At 69.5% G+C, this 20735-nt stretch carries 20 protein-coding genes; 11 read left to right on the forward strand and 9 right to left on the reverse strand.

What is annotated here, in order from left to right; all coding sequences use genetic code 11:
- Positions 1 to 109 precede the first annotated feature (109 nt).
- Both KY497_RS15550 and KY497_RS15555 read left to right on the forward strand, forming a co-directional pair.
- Positions 110 to 1759 (forward strand): thiamine pyrophosphate-binding protein, encoded by a 1650-nt coding sequence (locus tag KY497_RS15550; RefSeq protein WP_055870619.1) that lies wholly within the window; start codon positions 110 to 112, stop codon positions 1757 to 1759.
- A gap of 39 nt (positions 1760 to 1798) precedes the next feature.
- Positions 1799 to 2194, forward strand: a complete 396-nt coding sequence (locus tag KY497_RS15555; RefSeq protein ID WP_219869454.1) for a VOC family protein — start codon at positions 1799 to 1801, stop codon at positions 2192 to 2194.
- Here KY497_RS15555 and KY497_RS15560 read toward each other — a convergent pair.
- The 6 genes from KY497_RS15560 to KY497_RS15585 form a co-directional block, all read right to left on the reverse strand.
- A complete protein-coding gene (locus KY497_RS15560; protein WP_141386329.1) occupies positions 2191 to 2565 on the reverse strand; it encodes a VOC family protein in 375 nt (124 codons plus the stop codon). The two genes, KY497_RS15555 and KY497_RS15560, sit on opposite strands and share 4 nt — an antisense overlap.
- Before the next feature lie 84 nt (positions 2566 to 2649).
- Positions 2650 to 3279, reverse strand: a complete 630-nt coding sequence (locus tag KY497_RS15565) for a response regulator transcription factor (protein WP_219869455.1) — start codon at positions 3277 to 3279, stop codon at positions 2650 to 2652.
- A complete protein-coding gene (locus tag KY497_RS15570; protein ID WP_219869456.1) occupies positions 3273 to 4382 on the reverse strand; it encodes a sensor histidine kinase in 1110 nt (369 codons plus the stop codon). The genes KY497_RS15565 and KY497_RS15570 overlap by 7 nt, the downstream gene beginning before the upstream one ends.
- A 28-nt stretch (positions 4383 to 4410) precedes the next feature.
- Entirely contained in the window at positions 4411 to 5166 is a 756-nt protein-coding gene (locus KY497_RS15575; RefSeq protein ID WP_055877508.1) for an ABC transporter permease, read from the reverse strand.
- A 1-nt stretch (position 5167) separates the two neighbouring features.
- Positions 5168 to 6142, reverse strand: coding sequence for an ABC transporter ATP-binding protein (locus tag KY497_RS15580; protein ID WP_127482009.1), 975 nt, complete (start codon positions 6140 to 6142; stop codon positions 5168 to 5170).
- 85 nt (positions 6143 to 6227) lie between these two features.
- Positions 6228 to 8099, reverse strand: a complete 1872-nt coding sequence (locus KY497_RS15585; protein ID WP_219869457.1) for an FAD-dependent monooxygenase — start codon at positions 8097 to 8099, stop codon at positions 6228 to 6230.
- 146 nt (positions 8100 to 8245) lie between these two features.
- On the opposite strand from KY497_RS15585, the gene KY497_RS15590 reads away from it, so the two are divergent.
- Positions 8246 to 8956: an IclR family transcriptional regulator gene (locus KY497_RS15590; RefSeq protein WP_219869458.1), complete on the forward strand. Its 711-nt coding sequence runs from the start codon at positions 8246 to 8248 to the stop codon at positions 8954 to 8956.
- A 71-nt stretch (positions 8957 to 9027) separates the two neighbouring features.
- Here KY497_RS15590 and KY497_RS15595 read toward each other — a convergent pair whose 3' ends face one another.
- The gene (locus KY497_RS15595; protein WP_219869459.1) at positions 9028 to 10407 is read right to left on the reverse strand and encodes an MFS transporter; all 1380 of its coding nucleotides are present in this window, start codon (positions 10405 to 10407) and stop codon (positions 9028 to 9030) included.
- A gap of 153 nt (positions 10408 to 10560) precedes the next feature.
- On the opposite strand from KY497_RS15595, the gene KY497_RS15600 reads away from it, so the two are divergent.
- The 8 genes from KY497_RS15600 (at position 10561) to KY497_RS15635 (ending at position 18438) form a co-directional block, all read left to right on the forward strand.
- On the forward strand, positions 10561 to 12030 hold the full coding sequence (locus KY497_RS15600; RefSeq protein WP_258185752.1) for a fumarylacetoacetate hydrolase family protein: 1470 nt from the start codon (positions 10561 to 10563) through the stop codon (positions 12028 to 12030).
- On the forward strand, positions 12027 to 12710 hold the full coding sequence (locus KY497_RS15605) for a GntR family transcriptional regulator (RefSeq protein WP_017828357.1): 684 nt from the start codon (positions 12027 to 12029) through the stop codon (positions 12708 to 12710). The genes KY497_RS15600 and KY497_RS15605 overlap by 4 nt, the downstream gene beginning before the upstream one ends.
- A complete protein-coding gene (gene hpaE / locus KY497_RS15610; RefSeq protein WP_055877488.1) occupies positions 12707 to 14206 on the forward strand; it encodes a 5-carboxymethyl-2-hydroxymuconate semialdehyde dehydrogenase in 1500 nt (499 codons plus the stop codon). The genes KY497_RS15605 and hpaE overlap by 4 nt, the downstream gene beginning before the upstream one ends.
- A 93-nt stretch (positions 14207 to 14299) precedes the next feature.
- Entirely contained in the window at positions 14300 to 15463 is a 1164-nt protein-coding gene (gene hpaD, locus KY497_RS15615; RefSeq protein ID WP_219869461.1) for a 3,4-dihydroxyphenylacetate 2,3-dioxygenase, read from the forward strand.
- Between the two features lie 9 nt (positions 15464 to 15472).
- Positions 15473 to 16258, forward strand: coding sequence for a 2-keto-4-pentenoate hydratase (locus tag KY497_RS15620; protein WP_017828354.1), 786 nt, complete (start codon positions 15473 to 15475; stop codon positions 16256 to 16258).
- Entirely contained in the window at positions 16243 to 17043 is an 801-nt protein-coding gene (locus KY497_RS15625; protein WP_219869462.1) for an HpcH/HpaI aldolase/citrate lyase family protein, read from the forward strand. Before KY497_RS15620 ends, KY497_RS15625 begins: the two co-directional genes overlap by 16 nt.
- 82 nt (positions 17044 to 17125) lie before the next feature.
- Positions 17126 to 17848: a DUF6882 domain-containing protein gene (locus KY497_RS15630; RefSeq protein WP_219869463.1), complete on the forward strand. Its 723-nt coding sequence runs from the start codon at positions 17126 to 17128 to the stop codon at positions 17846 to 17848.
- Between the two features lie 32 nt (positions 17849 to 17880).
- Positions 17881 to 18438, forward strand: coding sequence for a phage holin family protein (locus KY497_RS15635; RefSeq protein WP_219869464.1), 558 nt, complete (start codon positions 17881 to 17883; stop codon positions 18436 to 18438).
- A gap of 120 nt (positions 18439 to 18558) precedes the next feature.
- Here KY497_RS15635 and KY497_RS15640 read toward each other — a convergent pair whose 3' ends face one another.
- Together KY497_RS15640 and glyA are read right to left on the reverse strand one after the other, a co-directional pair.
- Complete coding sequence (locus KY497_RS15640) at positions 18559 to 19437, reverse strand: bifunctional methylenetetrahydrofolate dehydrogenase/methenyltetrahydrofolate cyclohydrolase (protein WP_055870575.1); 879 nt, start codon at positions 19435 to 19437, stop codon at positions 18559 to 18561.
- Positions 19434 to 20708: a serine hydroxymethyltransferase gene (gene glyA, locus KY497_RS15645; RefSeq protein WP_141386341.1), complete on the reverse strand. Its 1275-nt coding sequence runs from the start codon at positions 20706 to 20708 to the stop codon at positions 19434 to 19436. Before glyA ends, KY497_RS15640 begins: the two co-directional genes overlap by 4 nt.
- Positions 20709 to 20735: the final 27 nt, after the last annotated feature.

Here is a 20735-nt window from a genome sequence, read left to right on the forward strand (position 1 = left end):
CGGCCCGGCCGGTGCCTGAAAAAGAGGCACGAAGCACTTCGCGAAGACGCGGAGGCGAGACACATACGGATCCCGCAGTTCCTCCGTCCCTGTCTCGAAAGGCTTTCCCATGCCCACCGTCTCCGCGCACGTCGCCCTCACCCTCGCTCAGCACATCGACGCCGTCTTCGGCGTGATGGGCAACGGCAACGCCTATTTCCTCGACGCGATCGAGACGCAGACGGATGCCGTGTTCACCGCTGTGCGCCACGAGCAGGGCGCCGTGGTCGCCGCCGACGCCCACTTCCGCGCGTCCGGCCGCATCGCCGCGGGCACGTCGACGTACGGCGCCGGTTTCACGAACACCCTGACCGCGCTCGCAGAGGCCGTGCAGGCGCACGTGCCGCTCGTGCTCGTGGTCGGTGACGAACCCACATCCGGTCCCCGCCCCTGGGATGTCGACCAGATCGCTCTCGCCTCCGCCGTGGGCGCCCGCACCTATACCGTCGGGCGGGCCGATGCCGCCGCCACCACCGTCATCGCGATCGAGCACGCCCTCACCTACCGGGTGCCGGTCGTCCTCGCGATCCCGTATGATGTCGCAGCTCTCGAGGCCGGCGAGGTGCCGGAGGCGCCGTCGCCGCGCATCCCCGCGCCTCTCGCCCCGCGCGGTGAATTCGCCGACGCGATGCTCGACGAGATCGCCGCCGCTCTGGCCGGCGCCGAGCGGCCTTTCCTGCTGGCCGGTCGCGGAGCATGGCTTTCCGGAGCGAGCTCCGCTCTGGGAGAGCTGGCCGCAGCCACCGGGGCGCTCACGGCTTCCTCGGCGCTCGGCCGCGGGGTCTTCCCCGACACGCGGTACGACCTCGGCGTGACCGGCGGCTTCGGTGCCGACGGCGCGATGGAGCTCGTGCGCTCCGCCGATGTCGCCGTCGTGTTCGGCGCCGCACTGAACCAGTTCACGATGCGTTTCGGTGAGCTGTTCGCGCCGGGCACCCGCGTCTTCCAGATCGACACGGCACCGGCCGCGACGCACGCGCACGTCGGAGGCTTCGTGCGTGCCGACGCCCGGCTCGCCGCAGAGGAGCTCGTGGCCCGGATCGGTACAGCCGGGTCGGCGCACCCCTGGCGTGAGACGGTCGACGTCGCCGCCGCGCGCACGTACGACGCCGGCGACGACCTCGCTCCCGACGGACGGCTCGACCCGCGCTCGGCCGCCCGACGCATCGCCGAGCTGCTGCCGGAAGACCGCGTGGTGGTCTCCGACGGCGGGCACTTCATCGGGTGGGCGAACATGTACTGGCCGGTTGCGGCTCCCGACCGCATGATGATGGTCGGCACGGCGTTCCAGTCGATCGGACAGGGATGGCCGAGCGTCGTGGGCGCGGCCCTGGCACGGCGCGAGTCGACCGTGGTGCTCACCTCCGGTGACGGCGGCGGACTCATGGCGATCGCCGATCTGGAGTCCGCCGTGCGCGCTGCCGGCGGCCGCGGCATGGCCGTGGTCTGGAACGACGCGGCCTACGGAGCCGAGGTGAACCTCTACGGCCTCAAGGGGCTGGCGGAGGGCCCGATGCGCATCCCCGAGGTCGACTTCGCCGCGTTCGGCGCGGCCGTGGGAGCCGAGGGCGTCGTCGTGCGCACGCTCTCCGACCTCGACCGCCTCGCGAGCTGGGCCGAGGAGGACACGGCGACGCGACGCTTCCTGCTGCTCGACCTGCGCATCTCGGGCGACGTCATCGCGCCGTACCAGCAGGAGATCATCCGCGTGAATTCCTGACGCATCCGTCGCCGGCCCTTCACCTGGCAGACTCGGACGATGCCGGGTCTCCATCACGTCGAACTGTGGATCGCCGACCTCGATGAGGTGCGCGCGCAGTGGCGCTGGGTGCTGGGCCGGCTCGGCTTCACGCTCGACGGCGAGTGGCCCGGCGGGGAGTCCTGGATAGCCGGCGACGCCTACCTCACCCTCACGACGTCGCCGAACCTGTCACACGCCGCACACGATCGCCGACGCGCCGGCCTCAACCACCTCGCGTTCCACGGCGGTGCCCGCGACGCGGTCGATGCGATCATGGCCGAGGCGCCCGCCCACGGCTGGCACCCGCTCTACACGGACCGCTACCCGCACGCCGGTGGCGACCGGCACTACGCCGGCTGGCTCGAGAACGCCGCGGGCTTCAAGATCGAGATCGTCGCGGACGTCGTCGTCTAGGCGCCGTAGTCAGGAAGCTCCTGCAGCGTCCAGGTGTTGCCGTCCGGATCGTCGAAGGACACGAACCGCCCCCAGTCGAGGTCCTGCACACCCCGTGCCTCCACGCCGAGGCCCTGCAGGTGCGCCAGCGCCTCGTCGGCATCCGGCACCACGACCTGGATCGTGTTCTGCGTGCCCGGTTCGAGGTCGATGCCCAGCCCCGTGCCGAATGCGATCGAGCATGCCGAGCCCGGTGGTGTCATCTGCACGAAGCGCAGCCCCTCGGTCGGCGTCTGATCCCAGTCGGCGGTGAAGCCGATCTTCTCGTAGAACTGCTTCGAGCGGTCCACATCGGTGACCGGCACGAAGATGAGCTCGATCTTCCAGTCCATCACGCACTCCTCCTGTCGGGCGTCGTCGCCCGTCGGCGCCCACCGTACGCGCGGCCACCGACGTGCCGCCGCACCGAAGCGGCGTCAGATCCATCCCTTGTCCTGAGCGATCCGCACGGCCTGCGCCCGGTTCGCTGCCCCTGTCTTCCCGATCGCCGCCGAGAGGTGGTTTCGCACGGTTCCCGCCGACAGGAACACCTCGGAGGCGATCGCGGCGGCGGAGCGCCCGTCCGCGGCGAGACGCAACACCTCCCGTTCCCGGTCGCTCAACGGGTTCGCGCCGTCGAACAGACTGTCGGCGGCGAGCACCGGATCCAGCACCCGCAGTCCCGACCGCACACGCCGCACGGCTTCGGCGAGCTCCTCGGCAGGGGTGTCCTTCACGATGAAGCCGCTCGCTCCGGCATCCAAGGCGGAGCGCAGGTAGCCGGGGCGCGCAAACGTCGTCACCACGAGCACGCGCGTCCCTTCGCTCGCCTGCCTGATGCGTCGCGTCGCCTCCACCCCGTCCATCCCCGGCATCTGGATGTCCATCAGACACACATCAGGACGAAGCTCTTCCGCGAGTCGCACGGCCTCCGCTCCGTCCGCGGCCATGCCGACCACGGTGAGGTCGGGCTCGAGTTCGAGCAGCGCCCCCAGCGCGCCGCGCACGAGCGCCTGGTCGTCGGCGATCAGCAACCGGATGGTGTCGCCGGCCGAGACGCTCACCACGTCACCTGCACGCGCGTGCCCGCGTCTTCCGTCGCGCCGAGCGCGAACGCCGCGCCCGCCGCCGCCGCGCGCTCGCGCATGCCGCGGATGCCGTTGCCTTCGGCCGCACCGATGCCCACCCCGTCGTCCTCCACCACCAGCCGCCCCGGCAGCAGCAGCACCCGCACCGTCTGCGCGCGCGCATGCCTGAGGGTGTTGGTCGTCGCCTCGCGGAGAATCCAGCTCGCGGTGATCGCCTGCACCGGCGACAGGGCGCTCGGCTCCCCCTCGACCTGCATCTCGATGTCGGCCGCGCGGAACGAGTCCCGAGAAGACGCGAGCTGTTCGACGAGCGTCGTCACCCGCGCTCCCGCCACCGTCGAGCGGACCCCGGCGATAGCCTCCGCCGTGAGCCGCTCGATGTCGGCGAGCTCGGCCTTGGCGCGTTCCGGATCGGAGTCCATCAGCCGCCGCACCAGTTGCGCCTTGAGGCCGACGACCGTCAGGGAGTGACCGATCAGATCGTGCACGTCACGGGCCACGGCCTCGCGCCCCTCGCTCGTCGCCAGCTCGAGGCCGAGCCGCTCCGCTTCCGCAGAGCGCAGGATGAGCCAGGTCGACACCGTGTTGACCACTCCGAGAAGCGCCACGATCGCGAGGATCGACATATAGCTCATCCCCCCGGGAAGCAGGAACACGCAAAGCGCCGTGACCACGACCGCCGCGATGGTCGTGATCCAATGCCACGCACGCGTCAGACCGTACGAGGCGAAGGACATCACGAACGGCAGGAAGCTGAGCGCCGATCCGCCCTCCGCCGGTACCGAGAGCAGTGCGCACAGGATGAGCGCTGCGAACGTGATCCACTGCCGTGTCGACGGCGTACGTCCGAGTCCCCCGCCACCGCGCATGCCGTGCATGAAGCCGGTGACGTACAGCACGATGAACGCGACCAGGGCGACCCAGCCCACGATCACCCAGGCCGGCGGCGCTTCGGATCGCAGGAGCGCGATCACCGGATACACCAGGAAGACGAGCCAGATCACGGCCATCAGCCACCCGAACCGCGCCCACGGGTCCTTCCCCGTGGCGCTGTTCGTCTCGCGCTTCGCGTGTGGCGTCATCCGTCCAACCTACTGTCGTCGCGCACCGCTACTGCCGCGCCCTGGAGCGCTTCATGCCCATCATGACCAGCAGGGCGAACAGCGCGAGCCAGACGACGACGTTGAGGAACAGCATCCACAGCGGGTCGGTCTGTCCTGTCGTGAGCACCCCGTCGGTGAGCGGCCAGCGACTCAGGGCGACGAAGCCGTACAGAGGCGTGAATCGGGCGATGTCGAGCATCACGCCGTCGAGCGGCATGAACACGTTGCCGAAGAACGCGAAGAACGTCATCGAGATCGAGGCGAGAGCCGCTGCCGAGTCCGAACTGAAGAACAGCCCGACGCCGAGCCCGAACAGTCCGTACATGAGGCCGATCCCGAGGATGATGCCCGCCGTCGCGACCCAGCGCCAGCCGTCTTCCACCTGCGCACCGGTCATCATCCCGGCGGCGAACACGGCCACCAGCGCCAGCGCCGCGAAGGTCACGGCGGTGAGCAGCTTCGTCAGCGCGTATCCGGCGGTGGTCAGCGGGGTCATGGCGAGTTGGCGCCCCCAGCCCTGCTTCGCCTCGGTCGCGGCGAGCGATGTGAGCGAGCTCATCGCGACCGCCGTGCCGTAGGCGGCCATCGAGGTCATCACGTAGAACGAGACGTTGCCGTGGCCGGCGGAGAGCGAGCCGTACCCCATCCCGGCGCCGAACAGCAGGTACATCGCGACCGGCATCGCCAGGGTGAACGCGAGCGTGTAGGGGTTGCGCAGCTGGCGGACGCCTTCGATACGCAGCATGGTGGGTGAGACGAGCATGTCAGTTCTCCGTCAGAGCAGTGAAGGCGGTTTCCAGGGTGGGGGCGGCGATCTCCAGGTCGTGGGCGCCGCCTTCGAGCAGGATGCGGGCGGCGGCATCGGAATCCGCGGCGCGCAGGCTGAGACGATCTCCGTCGAGTCGCACGGCGACGACGCCGTCGGTCGCGCTCAGGGTCGCGACGAGGGTCGCTGCGCCCTCGTCGACCGTCGCCGAGACGGTCCGCTCGCCGAGACTGGCCCGCAGCAGCGCCGTGGGGGCGTCCGCGACCACCGTCCCCCGGTGCATCACCACGGTTCGGCGCGCGAACTGCTCGGCCTCTTCGAGATAGTGGGTGGCGAAGATGATCGTGCGTCCGGCATCCGCATCCGCACGCATGACGTCCCAGAAATGGCGGCGTGCCGTGACATCCATGCCCGCGGTGGGCTCGTCGAGCACCAGGATGTCGGGGTCGGAGACCATCGCGAGCGCGAACTTCACGCGCTGCTGCTCCCCACCGGAGCACTTCGACACCCGGCGGCGGGCGAGGTGCTCCAGGTCGGCTCTGGCGAGCACCTCGTCCACTCTGCCGAGAGCCTGCGCACCGTGAAGAGAGGCGATGAGGCGCACGGTCTCGCCGACGGTCAGGTCGCCCAGGAGCCCGCCGGTCTGCAGCACCGCCCCGATCGCCCCGCTCGAGGTGGCGCGCTCCGGTGCGACGCCGAGCACCCGCACGGTGCCGCTGCTGGGTTGCGTGAGCCCCAGCAGCATGTCGAGCGTGGTGGTCTTGCCCGCGCCGTTGGGCCCCAGCAGTGCGACGACCTCCCCGCGCCGGATCGACAGGTCCACCCCGTCGACGGCCTGCACGCGGCGGTCGCCGGTGCCGAAGTGTCGTCTCACGGCGCTCAGTTCGAGCACCACGGGGTCATCGATCGGGGCGACGGATACCGGTCGAGCGGTGGCCCGCGTCACCGACCCGTCCACGGAGGTGTTGTTCATGCCTCAAACCTCCTCCGCCGAGGGCGAGGAGACTGGAGGGCAGTGTCATCTCCTCGACATGACACGTGTCATGTCGAGGACGGGATCAGCGTGCAGGCAGCAGGGCCCCCTCGAGGAACGCGGCCAGCTCGGCCGTGTCGTCGAGCGGAAGGATCGCCGCCACGTACTGATCGGGGCGCACCACGATCACGACGCCCTCGCGGGAGAGCTCGCGCGCGGCGAAGATGTCGGTCTCGGTCCACTTGCTGGGGCCTGCGGCATAGACCTTCTCCCAGTCGGTGAGTCCGAGGGGGCCGGTCTTCGGCTGGAACAGCGCGGGCGCCGAGGTGACCTCGATCTCTTCGAACGGCTGCTGGTAGACGGCCTTCACATCGAAGACCGCATCGACATCGGCGTCCGCCGGGGTGAAGCGCGCGAACAGGGGCTCGGCCTTCTCGGCCCACGCGGCGAGCGCGTCGCCGGTGCGGTCGCCGAAGGCGTAGACGCGCCAGCGTCCGTCGGCCTTCGCGTGGTGTCCGAGGTGCACCACGTTGCCGTCGCCGACCCGCACGACCTCGGCCGACTTGAAACGCTTGCCCAGCGGATATCCCGGGGCGAGGGACTGGTGCGTGTCGGACCCGGTGATCATCGACGCGGTGTACTGCGTCATGAATCCGGACGGGAACTCGGCCGTCGCGAGGTAGTAGGTGGCCAGCTCGTTGGGGTCGGAGATCTCCTCGGGCTTTCGGGCCATCAGGCTCGACCACTCGCGGTCGAAGTCGATCAACTGCTGCGCCACGGGCCGCCGTTCGGCGCCGTACGTGGCCAGCAGGTCTTCGGACGCGCGTCCGGTGAGCACCGAGCCGAGCTTCCAACCGAGGTTGAAGCCGTCCTGCATGGACACGTTCATGCCCTGGCCCGCCTTGGCGCTGTGCGTGTGGCAGGCGTCTCCGGTGAGGAACACGCGCGGCGTCCGCCCCGACCCGTCGATCACGTCGTCGAAGCCGTCGGTGACGCGGTGTCCGACCTCGTACACGCTGTGCCAGGCGACCTCGCGCACGTCGAGCGTGTACGGGTGCAGGATCTCGTTGGCGCGACGGATGATCTCCTCGATGGGCGTCTGCCGCACCCGGTGATCGTCGTCGTCCGCGACCTCGCCGAGGTCGATGTACATGCGCGAGAGGTATCCGCCCTCGCGCGGGATGTGCAGGATGTTGCCCGCCTCAGAGTTGATGGCGCACTTGGTGCGCCAGTCCGGGAAGTCGGTGTTGACGAGCACGTCCATGACGCCCCAGGCGTGCGCGGCCGAGGCGCCCACGTGCGTGCGCCCGATGGCCTGGCGCACACCGCTGCGGGCACCGTCGCACCCCACGACGAACTTGGCGCGGATGATCTTCGCCTCTCCTGCCCGCTCGCCGGCGACGTAGCGGATCCCCACCTCCACGGGGTACTCCCCCGTGTCGTGGACCGTGAGACCGGTGAACTCGACCCCGTAGTCGGGCACGATCCGTCCGGGGCGGTTCGCCGCGGCCTCGGCGAAGTAGTCCAGCACTCGCGCCTGGTTGACGATCAGGTGCGGAAACTCGCAGATGTCGTAGGCGTAGTCGGACGTGCGGGAGGTGCGGACGATCTCGTCGCGCTTGTCGGGGTTCGGCCCCCAGAAGTTCATCCAGCCGATGTTGTAGGCCTCGGCGATGATCCGCTCGGCGAATCCGAACGCCTGGAACGTCTCGACACTGCGCGGCTGGATGCCATCGGCCTGGCCGAGCGGGAGGCGGCCGTCGCGCTTCTCGATGATGCGCGTGGAGATGCCGGGGTACTGCGCCATCTGGGCCGCGAGGAGCATTCCCGCCGGCCCCGATCCGACGATGAGCACGTCGATCTGGTCGGGAAGGTCGGCGGAGCGCGCGGCGCCGATACCGGCGGCGTCCTGCACGCGCGGGTCAGCGGAGACGTAGCCGTGGTGGTGGAACTGCATCGTCGTCGATTCCTTCCGGACTTCTTCGTCGGGTGTTGCCTGTCGGGTCTTGCATCCTGAACCGCCGTGTTCTATATTCGAACACAGAGTTCTACTATTGAACACAGCCTAAACCTCGCCGTCCGCGATCGCAAGGGAGCGCCCGCATGCCCGAGAACACCGCCGCCTCCCCCGCCTCGCAGACCCTCAGCCGCGGCATCCGCATCCTCGAGGTGCTGGCCGACGCACGCGGCACCCTCACGATCGACGAGATCGCCTCACGCCTGGGCGTGCACCGCTCGATCGCCTATCGCCTGTTGCGCACCCTCGAAGACCACGGGCTCGTCTCCCGAGACGCGGCCGGCGCCGTGAGCCTCGGCGCCCGCATGGCGGCGCTCGCGGCCGGAGTCGCCCACGATCTGCAGGCCGAGGCCCTCCCCGAGCTCACCGCGATCGCCAACGAGCTGGGCATGACCTGCTTCCTCGCCGTGCTCGACGGCGAGGAGTGCATCACGCTGGCGAGCGTCGAGCCCCGCCACGCCGTCGCGAGCGTCGCCCAGCGCCCCGGCGCCCGCCACCCGGTGACGGTCGGAGCTCCCGGCAAGGCGATCCTCGCGCAACTCCCCGAGCACGAGTGGCCCGAATCGGCGCCGTCGTCACTGCCGGCCGATGTGGAGGCGACCCGGAGCCGCGGATACGCGACGAGCCACGACGAGGTCATCCCCACCGTGCAGTCCGTCGCCGTCCCCCTCACCCTGCGCGGCCAGCGCCCCGCCGCGATCGCGGTCGTGCACGTGTCCACCGACCTGGACGACGCCGAGATCGCCGTGCGGCTGCAGCGCTCGGCATCCGTCATCCGCGAATCCCTCGACGGCTGACCGCCGCGACGACGCGTGAGCACGCCCACCCGGAGGGGGACGTGCTCACGCGTTCGGGTGACTCCGGAGAATCAGGCCTTCGCGAGTCCGTAGATCGGGCTGACGGACTGCTCGTCCTCGTGATCGGGTCCGAGCGGGATGCCCGAGCGGTCGCGCAGCAGCAGCGTGGCGATGAGACCGAGCACGGTCATGCCCGCGAGGTACCAGGTGACGGCCTGGGTCGACCCGGTGGCGCTCACGATGGCCGTGGCGATGGTCGGCGCGAAGGCCCCACCGGCGATCGCGCCGATGGCGTACGAGATCGAGACGCCGGAGAAGCGGATGCTCGCCGGGAACAGCTCGGCGTACAGCGCCGCCTGCGGTCCGTACGTGAAGCCGAGACCGATCGTGAGGATCGCGAGCCCGGCGAACAGCAGACCGATCTCGCCCGTGTTGACGAGCGGGAAGAGGGTGAAGACACCGACCAGCTGCAGCACCCAGCCGATGACGTACGTCGTGCGACGGCCGATGCGGTCGGACAGCCAGCCGGCGAGGAGCGTCGTGAGCAGCCAGGTGACCGCGGATCCGGCGACGGCCCAGAGGACCGGGCCTCGCTCCAGGCCGATCGGCCCCTCCGGGTTCGTGGCGTAGCCCTGGATGTACCCGCCGGTGGTCATGTAGCCCACGGCGTTGTTGCCGGCGAAGACGAATGCGGCGATGATCACGAGCAGCAGGTGCTTGCGGAACAGCTGAGCGATCGGCATCCGCGCCTTCTCCTTGCGGGCTGCGAGCTCGGTGAAGACGGGGCTCTCCTCGACCTTGCGGCGCACGTAGTAGCCGACGAGGATCAGCACGACACTCAGCAGGAACGGCACACGCCAGCCCCAGGCGAGGAACTGGTCGCCGGGGGCGATCACCGTCATCAGCGCCATCACGCCGGAGGCGAGCAGCAGACCGAGGGGCACGCCGATCTGCGGCGAGGCACCGAAGATGCCGCGCTTGCGGCGCGGAGCGTGCTCGACGGCCATCAGCACCGCGCCGCCCCATTCACCGCCCGCCGAGATGCCCTGGATGATGCGCAGCAGCACCAGCAGGACCGGCGCCATGATGCCGATCTTCTCGTAGGTGGGCAGCAGACCGATGAGCGCGGTCGCGGCGCCCATCAGGATCAGCGTCCACATCAGCACGGTCTTGCGCCCGAGCTTGTCGCCATAGTGCCCGGCGAGGAACGCGCCGAGGGGGCGGAACAGGAAGCTGACGCCAACCGTGGCGAAGCCGATCAGGGCGCTGTTCTCGCCGAGCGGGGCGAAGAAGAGCTGTCCGAAGACGAGCCCGACGGCCGTCGCGTAGATGAAGAAGTCGTACCACTCGACCGTTGTGCCGACGACGGTGGCGAACACGACGCGGCGTCGATCGGCCGCCGTCGCGATGGTTCCGGTGGGCGTGAACCCAGCCTGTGACTGCCCGCTCATGGGGTGTCTCCTTTGGTTGTGACCGCATTGTCACGGCGTGCAGCGGAATGGATCCGAAGTGCTTGCCGAGGGGTGAACCGATGATATATGATTTCGAATATGACGCACAAGGCGTCCCGCACGACAACGCAGACGAGCGCGAGGAGGCGCCCCGTGACGGAGAAAATCGACCGCCCCGGCAAGATCATCGCGATCCACCTGAGCTATGCCTCACGCGCCGATCAGCGCGGCAGACGCCCCGCCTCGCCCTCGTACTTCTTCAAGCCGGCCAGTTCCGTCGGCGTCTCCGGAGGCACGGTCGAGCGACCGGCCGGCACGGAGCTGCTCGCCTTCGAAGGGGAGATCGCCCTCGTGATCGGCACGGCCGCGCGCCGCGTCTCGCTCGACGAGGCCTGGGGGCACGTGGGGTGGGTCACCGCCTCGAACGACCTCGGACTGTACGACCTGCGCGCCAACGACAAGGGCTCCAACGTCCGCTCCAAGGGCGGCGACGGCTACACACCGCTCGGCCCCGAGCTGATCGATGCCCGCACCGTCGACCCTGCGGCCCTCCGGGTGCGCGCCTGGGTCAACGGCGAGCTCCGCCAGGACGACACCACCGCCGGGCTCATCTTCCCGCTCGCGCAGCTCGTCGCCGACCTCTCCCAGCACTTCACCCTCGAACCGGGCGACGTGATCCTCACCGGCACCCCCGCAGGCTCATCGGTCATCGTCCCCGGCGACGTCGTCGAGGTCGAGGTGGACGCCCCGGATGCCCCCGGCACCCCCACGTCCGGACGCCTCGTCACCACCGTGACGCAGGGCGAGACCCCTTTCGACGGCGAGATCGGATCGCTCCCCGCCGTCGACGACCTGCAGCGCACCGAGGCCTGGGGCTCTCGCGAAGAGGCGGGCCTGCCTCCCGTCGAGAAGGCTCCTGCCCTCTCCCCCGAACTGCGCGCCCAGCTCCTCGCCGCCCCGACGGCCGGTCTCTCGGCCCAGCTCCGCAAGCGCGGACACCACTCCTGCTTCATCGACGGGGTGTCGGCGAACATCACCGGCAGCAAGATCGTCGGCACCGCCAAGACGCTGCGCTTCGTGCCCTTCCGCGAAGACCTCTTCGCCGCGCACGGCGGCGGCTACAACGCGCAGAAGCGCGCGTTCGATGCCGTGGAAGACGGCGAGATCATCGTCATCGAGGCCCGAGGCGATGCCACGACCGGCACCCTCGGCGACATCCTCGCCCTGCGCGCGAAGGTCCGCGGCGCCGCCGGGGTCGTCACCGACGGCGGCGTCCGCGACTTCGACGCGGTCGCCGAGATCGGACTCCCCGTGTTCTCGCAGGGTGCGCACCCCTCCGTGCTCGGCCGCAAGCACGTGCCGTGGGACGTGGATGTCACGATCTCCTGCGGCGGCGCGACCGTGCAGTCCGGAGACATCATCGTCGGCGACAGCGACGGGGTGATCGTGATCCCGCCGGCGCTGGCCGCCGAGGTCGCCGCCAGTGCCGTCGCGCAGGAGATCGAAGATGCCTGGATCGCCGAGCAGGTCGCCGCAGGTCACCCCGTCGACGGCCTGTTCCCCCTGAACGCCGAGTGGCGCGCCCGCTACGAGGAGGCCACGGCCCACCGGAGCACGCGATGACCACGACGGCGGCCAGCAAGTCCGAGGTCGCGTACGAGTGGCTCCGTTCGCGGATCACGGGGCACATGTTCAGCCCCGGCTACCGGCTGGTGCTGGGTTCCATCGCCGAGGATCTGAAGATGAGCGTCGTCCCCGTGCGCGAGGCGATCCGCCGCCTCGAAGCCGAGGGACTCGTGACGTTCGAGCGCAACGTCGGAGCGCGGGTGACCCTCGTCGACGAGAGCGAGTACGCGCACACCATGCAAACGCTCGGCCTGGTCGAGGGCTGCGCCACCGCGCTCTCGGCTCCCCTGCTCGACGAGGATGCTCTCGAGGAGGCCGCCCGTATCAACGAGCGGATGGCGCAGATGCTCGATCATCTCGACGCCCACGCCTTCACCGAGCTCAACCGCCAGTTCCACTCGGTGCTGTTCGAGCCGTGCCCCAACCCTCACCTGCTCGACCTCGTACACCGCGGCTGGTCGCGGCTCTCCGCCATCCGCGACACGACTTTCGCGTCGATCCCCGGACGCGCCCAGCACTCGGTCGAGGAGCACACCGAGATCCTCGACCTCATCCGCGCGGGCGCCGACCCGCTCGAGATCGAACTCGCCGCCCGCAACCACCGCTGGCGCACGATGGACGCGTTCCTCGACGCACTGCACACCCGTTCCGCCCAGACGACCGGAGAAATCTCATGACCGATTCGCGCATCCCCGCCGACCTCCCCGACCACATCCAGCACTACATCGACGGCGCGTTCGTCGATTCCGTCGACGGCGACACGTTCGACGTGCTGGATCCGGTCACCAACCAGACCTACACGACCGCCGCCGCCGGCAAGAAGGCCGACATCGAACTCGCCGTCGCGGCAGCCACGCGCGCGTTCAACGAGGGCCCCTGGCCGCGGATGCTCCCCCGCGAGCGCTCGCGCGTGCTGCACCGGATCGCCGACATCGTCGAGTCCCGCGATGCACGCCTGGCCGAGCTCGAGTCGTACGACTCCGGCCTGCCGATCACGCAGGCGCTGGGACAGGCCCGCCGCGCCGCCGAGAACTTCCGGTTCTTCGCCGACCTGATCGTCGCCCAGTCCGACGACGCCTTCAAGGTGCCGGGCAAGCAGATGAACTACGTCAACCGCAAGCCGATCGGTGTCGCCGGCCTCATCACGCCGTGGAACACGCCGTTCATGCTCGAGTCGTGGAAGCTCGGGCCCGCACTCGCGACCGGCAACACGGTCGTGCTCAAGCCGGCCGAGTTCACGCCGCTGTCGGCATCCCTGTGGGCCGGCATCTTCGAGGAGGCAGGGCTGCCCAAGGGCGTCTTCAACCTCGTGAACGGTCTCGGCGAAGACGCGGGCGACGCGCTCGTGAAGCACCCCGATGTGCCGCTCATCTCGTTCACGGGCGAGAGCCGCACCGGACAGATCATCTTCGGCAATGCCGCCCCGTTCCTCAAGGGTCTGTCGATGGAGCTCGGTGGCAAGTCGCCCGCCGTGGTCTTCGCCGACGCCGACCTCGAGGCCGCGGTCGACGCCACGATCTTCGGCGTCTTCTCCCTCAACGGTGAGCGCTGCACCGCCGGCTCCCGCATCCTGGTCGAGCGCTCGATCTACGAGGAGTTCGTCGAGCGCTACGCCGCGCAGGCGAAGCGGGTCAAGGTCGGCTACCCCCACGACCCCGCCACCGAGGTCGGCGCGCTCGTGCACCCCGAGCACTACGACAAGGTCATGAGCTACGTGGAGATCGGCAAGACCGAGGGCCGCCTGGTCGCCGGTGGCGGTCGCCCCGAGGGCTTCGAGGAGGGCAACTTCGTCGCACCGACCGTGTTCGCCGACGTCTCCCCCGACGCCCGTATCTTCCAGGAAGAGATCTTCGGCCCCGTCGTGGCGATCACGCCCTTCGACTCCGACGAGGAGGCGCTCTCGCTCGCGAACAACACCAAGTACGGGCTCGCCGCCTACATCTGGACGAACGACCTCAAGCGCGCGCACAACTTCGCGCAGTCGGTCGAAGCCGGCATGGTGTGGCTGAACAGCAACAACGTGCGGGACCTGCGCACGCCGTTCGGCGGCGTGAAGGCTTCGGGCCTCGGTCACGAGGGCGGCTACCGCTCGATCGACTTCTACACCGACCAGCAGAGCGTGCACATCACGCTCGCGGCCCACTCCCACAACCCGACCTTCGGCAAGAACTGACCCCACTGTCTCGTTCCGGTCGCACTTTGTGCCGCCCCGCCCGCGGGGATGCGACAGAAAGTGCGACCGGAACCCTCACGCAAGGACGCTGACATGACACACCGCGACGACATGACCCTGACCTCCTCGGGCTTCTACGTCTCCGAGGAGGCGCCGATCCGCTCGGACAACCCGATCGCGACGCCGCAGAGCTCGCCGCCGGACATCCTCCGCTGCGCGTACATGGAGCTCGTGGTCACCGACCTCGCCGCCTCCCGCCAGTTCTACGTCGACGTCCTGGGGCTCTACGTCACCGCGGAGGACGACGAGGCGATCTACCTGCGTTCGACCGAGGAGTTCATCCACCACAACCTGGTGCTGCGCAAGGGCCCGATCGCCGCCGTGGCCGCCTTCTCGTACCGGGTCCGCACGCCCGAAGACCTCGACCGCGCCGTCGAGTTCTACACGGAGCTCGGCTGCGACGTGCGCCGCAACGAGAACGGTTTCGTCAAGGGCATCGGCGACTCGGTGCGCGTGGTCGACCCGCTCGGCTTCCCGTACGAGTTCTTCTACGCCACCGAGCACGTCGAGCGGATGTCGTGGCGCTACGACCTGCACATTCCCGGCGAGCTGGTGCGCCTGGACCACTTCAACCAGGTCACCCCCGACGTGCCGCGTGCCGTGGGGTTCATGCAGGACCTCGGCTTCCGCGTCACTGAGGACATCCAGGACGAGGAGGGCACCGTCTACGCCGCCTGGATGCGCCGCAAGCCCACCGTGCACGACACCGCCATGACCGGCGGCGACGGACCCCGCATGCACCACGTGTGCTTCGCCACGCATGAGAAGCACAACATCCTCGCCATCTGCGACAAGCTCGGAGCCCTGCGCCGCTCCGACTCGATCGAGCGCGGTCCCGGCCGCCACGGCGTCTCGAACGCGTTCTACCTCTACCTGCGCGACCCCGACGGGCACCGCGTCGAGGTGTACACGCAGGACTACTACACCGGCGACCCCGACAACCCGGTCATCACCTGGGATGTGCACGACAACCAGCGCCGCGACTGGTGGGGGAACCCCGTCGTCCCGTCCTGGTACACGGATGCCTCGCTGGTGCTCGATCTCGACGGCAACCCGCAGCCGGCGGTCGCCCGCACCGACTCCAGTGAGATGGCGGTGACCATCGGCGCCGACGGCTTCTCGTACACGCGAGCGGACGACGACAAGGACATGCCCGAGTACAAGCAGGGCGAGTACAAGCTGGGCCACCAGCTCTAGGAGGCACGGATGCTGTCAGCAGACACGATCACGCAGATCGCGGCGGAGCTCGCGGAGGCCGACCGCACGCACGCGGTGATCCCGCGCATCACGGCGCGGTACCCGGAGGCCACGGTCGAGGACTCCTACGCGATCCAAGGCGTCTGGAGGGACTCCCAGATCGCCGCGGGTCGCCGACTCGTCGGCCGCAAGATCGGGCTGACGTCCAAGGCGATGCAGCAGGCCACGGGCATCACCGAGCCGGACTACGGCGTGATGTTCGACGACACCGTGTACGAGTCCGGCGCAGAGATCCCGGTCGATCACTTCTCGAACGTGCGCATCGAGGTCGAACTCGCCTTCGTGCTGAAGACCCCGCTGGAGGGCCCGGACTGCACCCTCGAGGATGCCCTGGCGGCGATCGACTACGCCGTGCCGGCGCTCGAGGTGCTGAACTCGCACATCGAGCTGGAGGGCCGCACGATCGTCGACACGATCAGCGACAACGCCGCGTACGGAGCGATGGTGCTCGGCACGGTGCACCGGCGCCCCGACGAGATCGATCTGCGCTGGGTTCCCGGCGTGCTCTCCCGCAACGGCGAGATCGAGGAGACCGGCGTCGCCGCCGGAGTGCTCGGCCACCCGGCGACCGGGGTCGCATGGCTCGCGAACAAGTTCCATCAGCACGGCGCGCGTCTCGAGGCCGGGGAGATCATCCTGGCAGGATCGTTCACACGCCCGATGTGGGTGTCGCGCGGCGACGAAGTGCTGTGCGATTACGGACCGATGGGAACAATCGCATGCCGCTTCGTCTAGACCCCTCGTTCCGTGAGCAGCTCGCGGCCTCCGATCGAGCGTTCGTGGGCATGTGGGTCTGCTCCGGCAGCCCGCTGCTCGCCGAGGTCGCCGCGGGGTCGGGACTGGACTGGCTGCTGATCGACATGGAGCACTCGGCGAACACGCTCGATTCCGTGCTCGTGCAGCTGCAGGCTGTCGCCGCGTACCCGATCGCCCCGCTCGTGCGGGTGCCGTCGAACGACACCGTCGCGATCAAGCAGGTCCTCGACCTCGGGGCGCAGAACCTGATCGTGCCGATGGTGTCGTCGGCCGACGAGGCCCGCGCCGCGGTGTCCGCGACGCGGTACCCGCCGGAGGGCGTGCGCGGCGTGGGCAGTGCTCTGGCCCGCAGCGCGCGCTGGAACCGCGTCGATCGGTACCTGCAGGAGTCCGCGCAGCACATCTCCCTCACGGTGCAGATCGAGACGGCAGCGGGCGTCGAGGCCGCAGCCGACATCGCCGCGGTCGACGGCGTCGACGCGGTGTTCGTCGGCCCCTCCGATCTGTCCGCGTCGATGGGCCTGCTGGGTCAGCAGACCCACCCCGATGTCACGGCCGCGGTCGAGAGGGTCTTCGCCGCGGTCAAGGCCGCAGGCAAGGCCGTGGGCGTGAACGCGTTCGACCCGGCAGCCGCCGACGCCTACCTCGCCGCGGGGGCCGACTTCGTGGCGGTCGGCGCGGATGTGGCGCTGCTCGCCCGCGCCTCCGAGGCTCTCGCCGCGCGCTTCACCTCGGCAGACGGCGGCTCCCGCGCCAGCTACTGATCCGCGGGGTCGTGTGCCTGCGGCCTGGAGCCGGCAACGCCTGAACTAGCGGATTCATAGCATCGACCGCGAGACTGTCGGCATGACCTTCGCCGCGCTCCAGCCCCTCGCCGACCGTGCCGCCCTCTTCGTCGCGCTCCGTCAGGACGCTCTCTCCGCAGCCGCCGACGCCCTCGGCGAGCACCGCTGGGACGCGGACCTGGCCGCGGGCACCCTCACCTTCACCGCCGACGCCGACCCGTCGCGACAGCTCGTGGCGCGCGCGCACCTGATCGCGACGATCGCCCCCGGACCCCGCTCGCTCCTGTGGGCCTGGGCGCACCCGAGCGGTGATGCACAGGGCGTCGCCGCGCAGCTGCAGGCCTACGGCAACGAGCACGGGATCGCCGAGCTGACCGCTCCCGAGGTGCCGTTCCCCGCCGAGGTCTCGGGCGACGACGACTGGATCGCACAGGTCGCGCACACGGTCGGTGCCGTCGCGGTCGAGCTCACCGGACGCTCCCCCTACTACTCCGCCCCGGTCGGCAACGGAACCCGTGCGGTGTTCGTGCTCGATGCTCCGCTGGCACCGCTCACCGTGGCGGATGCGGTCATGGCGCTGCCCCGTGTCCTCTCGGGCATCAGCCTCCCCGATGCGCGCACTTCCGTCTGGGACCTCGCCCGACTCGCGGGTTGGACCCTCGCCTGGACCGACGAGGCGTTCTCCGGCGCCGATGTCTCCGACGCCACGGGCACCGCGACCTTCCGCTTCGACGAGCAGGCACGCATCAGCGGGATCGAGAGCACGCTGCACGCGCAGGGCTGATCCTCCGCGGGAGGATGTGGGATTCTGGTCGCATGAAGAACGGAATCGTCCGGTTCGCCGCGCTCTACGTGTTCAATGTCGCCGCACTGCTGGTGATCGGCCTGCTGCTGCCGGGCGTCTCGGTCGGGTTCAACGCCCTGTGGGCATCCGTCATCCTGACCCTCGCCGCCCTGTTCGTGAAGCCCCTGCTCGCCGGAGCCTTCCGCAGGTCGGCGGCGAAGTCGGCCGCCGAGCGCACCAAGACCGGCGAGAAGGTCGTGCAGTACGTGCTGGTGTATCTGGTCGAGCTGATCGTCTGGGTACTCACGGTGTGGCTGAGCGGTGTGCGCGCCTCCGGCTTCTGGGCGTTCGTGCTGCCGCCGCTCGCGCTGCTGTTCGGATGGATGATCTACGACCAGATCGACGACCGGCTCCGCGCCAAGGCGGGAGAGATCTACGACTCGGTGCAGGCGCGGGTGAAGGGTGGCGACACGAAGACGGCGTCTCCGACCGCCGCCGCGGCGGAGTCCCCCGAGACACGCGCCGCGCGCGACGAGCTCGACGACGGTCTCACACCCGAGCAGCGGCACATGCTCGACGAACTGGGCTGAGTGCGAAGAGCCGACCCGAACCCGGACTGAACCGGGCGCGATACACCGGCTGCGAACGTCGAAAGGCGCCCATCCTCCGAGGAGGACGGGCGCCTTTCGCATGCGGTGCGCGCGCTGGCGTCAGGCGATCCGCTCGGCCGCCTCCACGACGTTCGTCATGAGCAGCGCGACCGTCATCGGGCCCACGCCTCCCGGGTTCGGGGAGATGTACCCGGCGACGTCGGCGACGTCGGGGGCGACATCGCCGAACACCAGGCTCTTCCCGGTATCGGGGTCGGTCTCTCGCGTCACGCCGACGTCGAGCACGGCGGCGCCCGGCTTGACGTCTTCCGCGCGTATGAGGTGCTTGACGCCAGCGGCGGCGACGATCACATCGGCCTCTCGCAGGTAGCGCGGCATGTCGACGGTTCCGGTGTGCGTGAGCGTGACCGTGGCGTTCAGGTCGCGTCGCGTGAGCAGCAGCCCGATCGAGCGGCCGATCGTCACCCCGCGGCCGACCACGACGACGTGCTTCCCTTTGAGGTCGTAGTCGTTGCGCAGCAGCAGCTCGATCACCCCTCGCGGTGTGCACGGCAGCGGGGTGTGGATGGGTCCGTTGACGTTGAGCACCAGACGCCCGAGGTTGGTCGGGTGCAGACCATCGGCATCCTTCGCCGGGTCGATCCGCTCCAGGATCGCATCGGTGTCGAGGTGCTTCGGCAGCGGCAGCTGCACGATGTACCCGTGGCACGCGGTGTCGGCGTTGAGTTCGTCGATCAGGGCTTCGACGTCGGCCTGCGTGGCGTCGGCGGGCAGCTCGCGTTGGATCGAGTTCATCCCGATCGCCTCGGACTGCCGGTGCTTCATGCCCACGTAGAGCTGCGAGGCCGGGTCGGCGCCCACGAGCACGGTCGCGATGCCCGGCGTGATCCCTCGCGCCTTGAGTGCGGCCACGCGTTCGGTCAGCTCGGCACGGATCGCGGCGGACGCCGCCTTCCCGTCGAGGATCTTCGCGGTCACTGCTGCAGGTCGGGGTAGAGCGGGAACGCGGCAGCGAGGGCGTCGACGCGAGCGCGCAGCGACTCGACGTCAGCGCCGGGAAGCAGCGCGAGCGCGATGATGTCGGCGACCTCGGTGAACTCGGTGTCGCCGAAACCGCGGGTCGCGAGCGCCGGGGTGCCGATGCGCAGACCGGAGGTCACCATCGGCGGGCGCGGGTCGTTCGGGACCGCGTTGCGGTTCACCGTGATGTGGATGTCGTGCAGCAGGTCTTCGGCCTGCTTGCCGTCGATCTCGGCGTCGCGCAGGTCGACCAGCACCAGGTGCACGTCGGTGCCGCCGGAGCGCACCGCGATGCCGGCGTCCTTCACATCCTGCTGCGACAGGCGCTCCGCGATGAGCTTCGCGCCACGCAGCACGCGCTCCTGGCGCTCCTTGAACTCGGGGGTAGCTGCGAGCTTGAACGCCGTCGCCTTCGCGGCGATCACGTGCATGAGCGGGCCGCCCTGCTGACCGGGGAACACCGCGGTGTTGATCTTCTTGGCGAGATCGGCGTCGTTGGTGAGGATGAAGCCCGAGCGCGGACCACCGATCGTCTTGTGCACGGTCGAGGAGACGACGTGGGCATGCGGCACCGGGTTCGGGTGCAGACCAGCGGCGACCAGACCGGCGAAGTGCGCCATGTCGACCCAGAGCAGCGCACCGACCTCGTCGGCGATCGCGCGGAAGGCCGCGAAGTCCATCGTGCGGGGGTAGGCCGACCATCCGGCGATGATGACCTTCGGCTTGTGCTCGATCGCGAGACGGCGCACCTCGGCCATATCGATCGTCGAAGTCTCGGGGTCGACGCCGTAGGCGACGATGTCGTACAGACGACCGGAGAAGTTGATCTTCATGCCGTGCGTCAGGTGACCGCCCTGGTCCAGCGACAGGCCGAGCAGGGTGTCGCCGGGGCGCGCGATCGCATGCAGGACCGCCGCGTTCGCCGACGCACCGGAGTGCGGCTGCACGTTCGCGAACTCGGCGCCGAAGAGAGTTTTCGCCCGCTCGATCGCGAGGGACTCCGCGACGTCGACCTCTTCGCAGCCGCCGTAGTACCGGCGTCCGGGGTAGCCCTCGGCGTACTTGTTCGTGAGCACCGAGCCCTGCGACTGCAGGATCGAGACGGGCACGAAGTTCTCCGAGGCGATCATCTCGAGGAAGGTCTGCTGGCGCGTCAACTCGCGATCCAGGACCTCGGCGATCTCGGGGTCGACTTCGGAAAGCGGGGCGTTGAAGTAACGGTCGGTCATGACGTGCTCCTTTGACAACGGATTCGA

It is taken from the genome of Microbacterium sp. PAMC22086 (assembly GCF_019443525.1).
GTDB lineage: Bacteria > Actinomycetota > Actinomycetes > Actinomycetales > Microbacteriaceae > Microbacterium > Microbacterium maritypicum.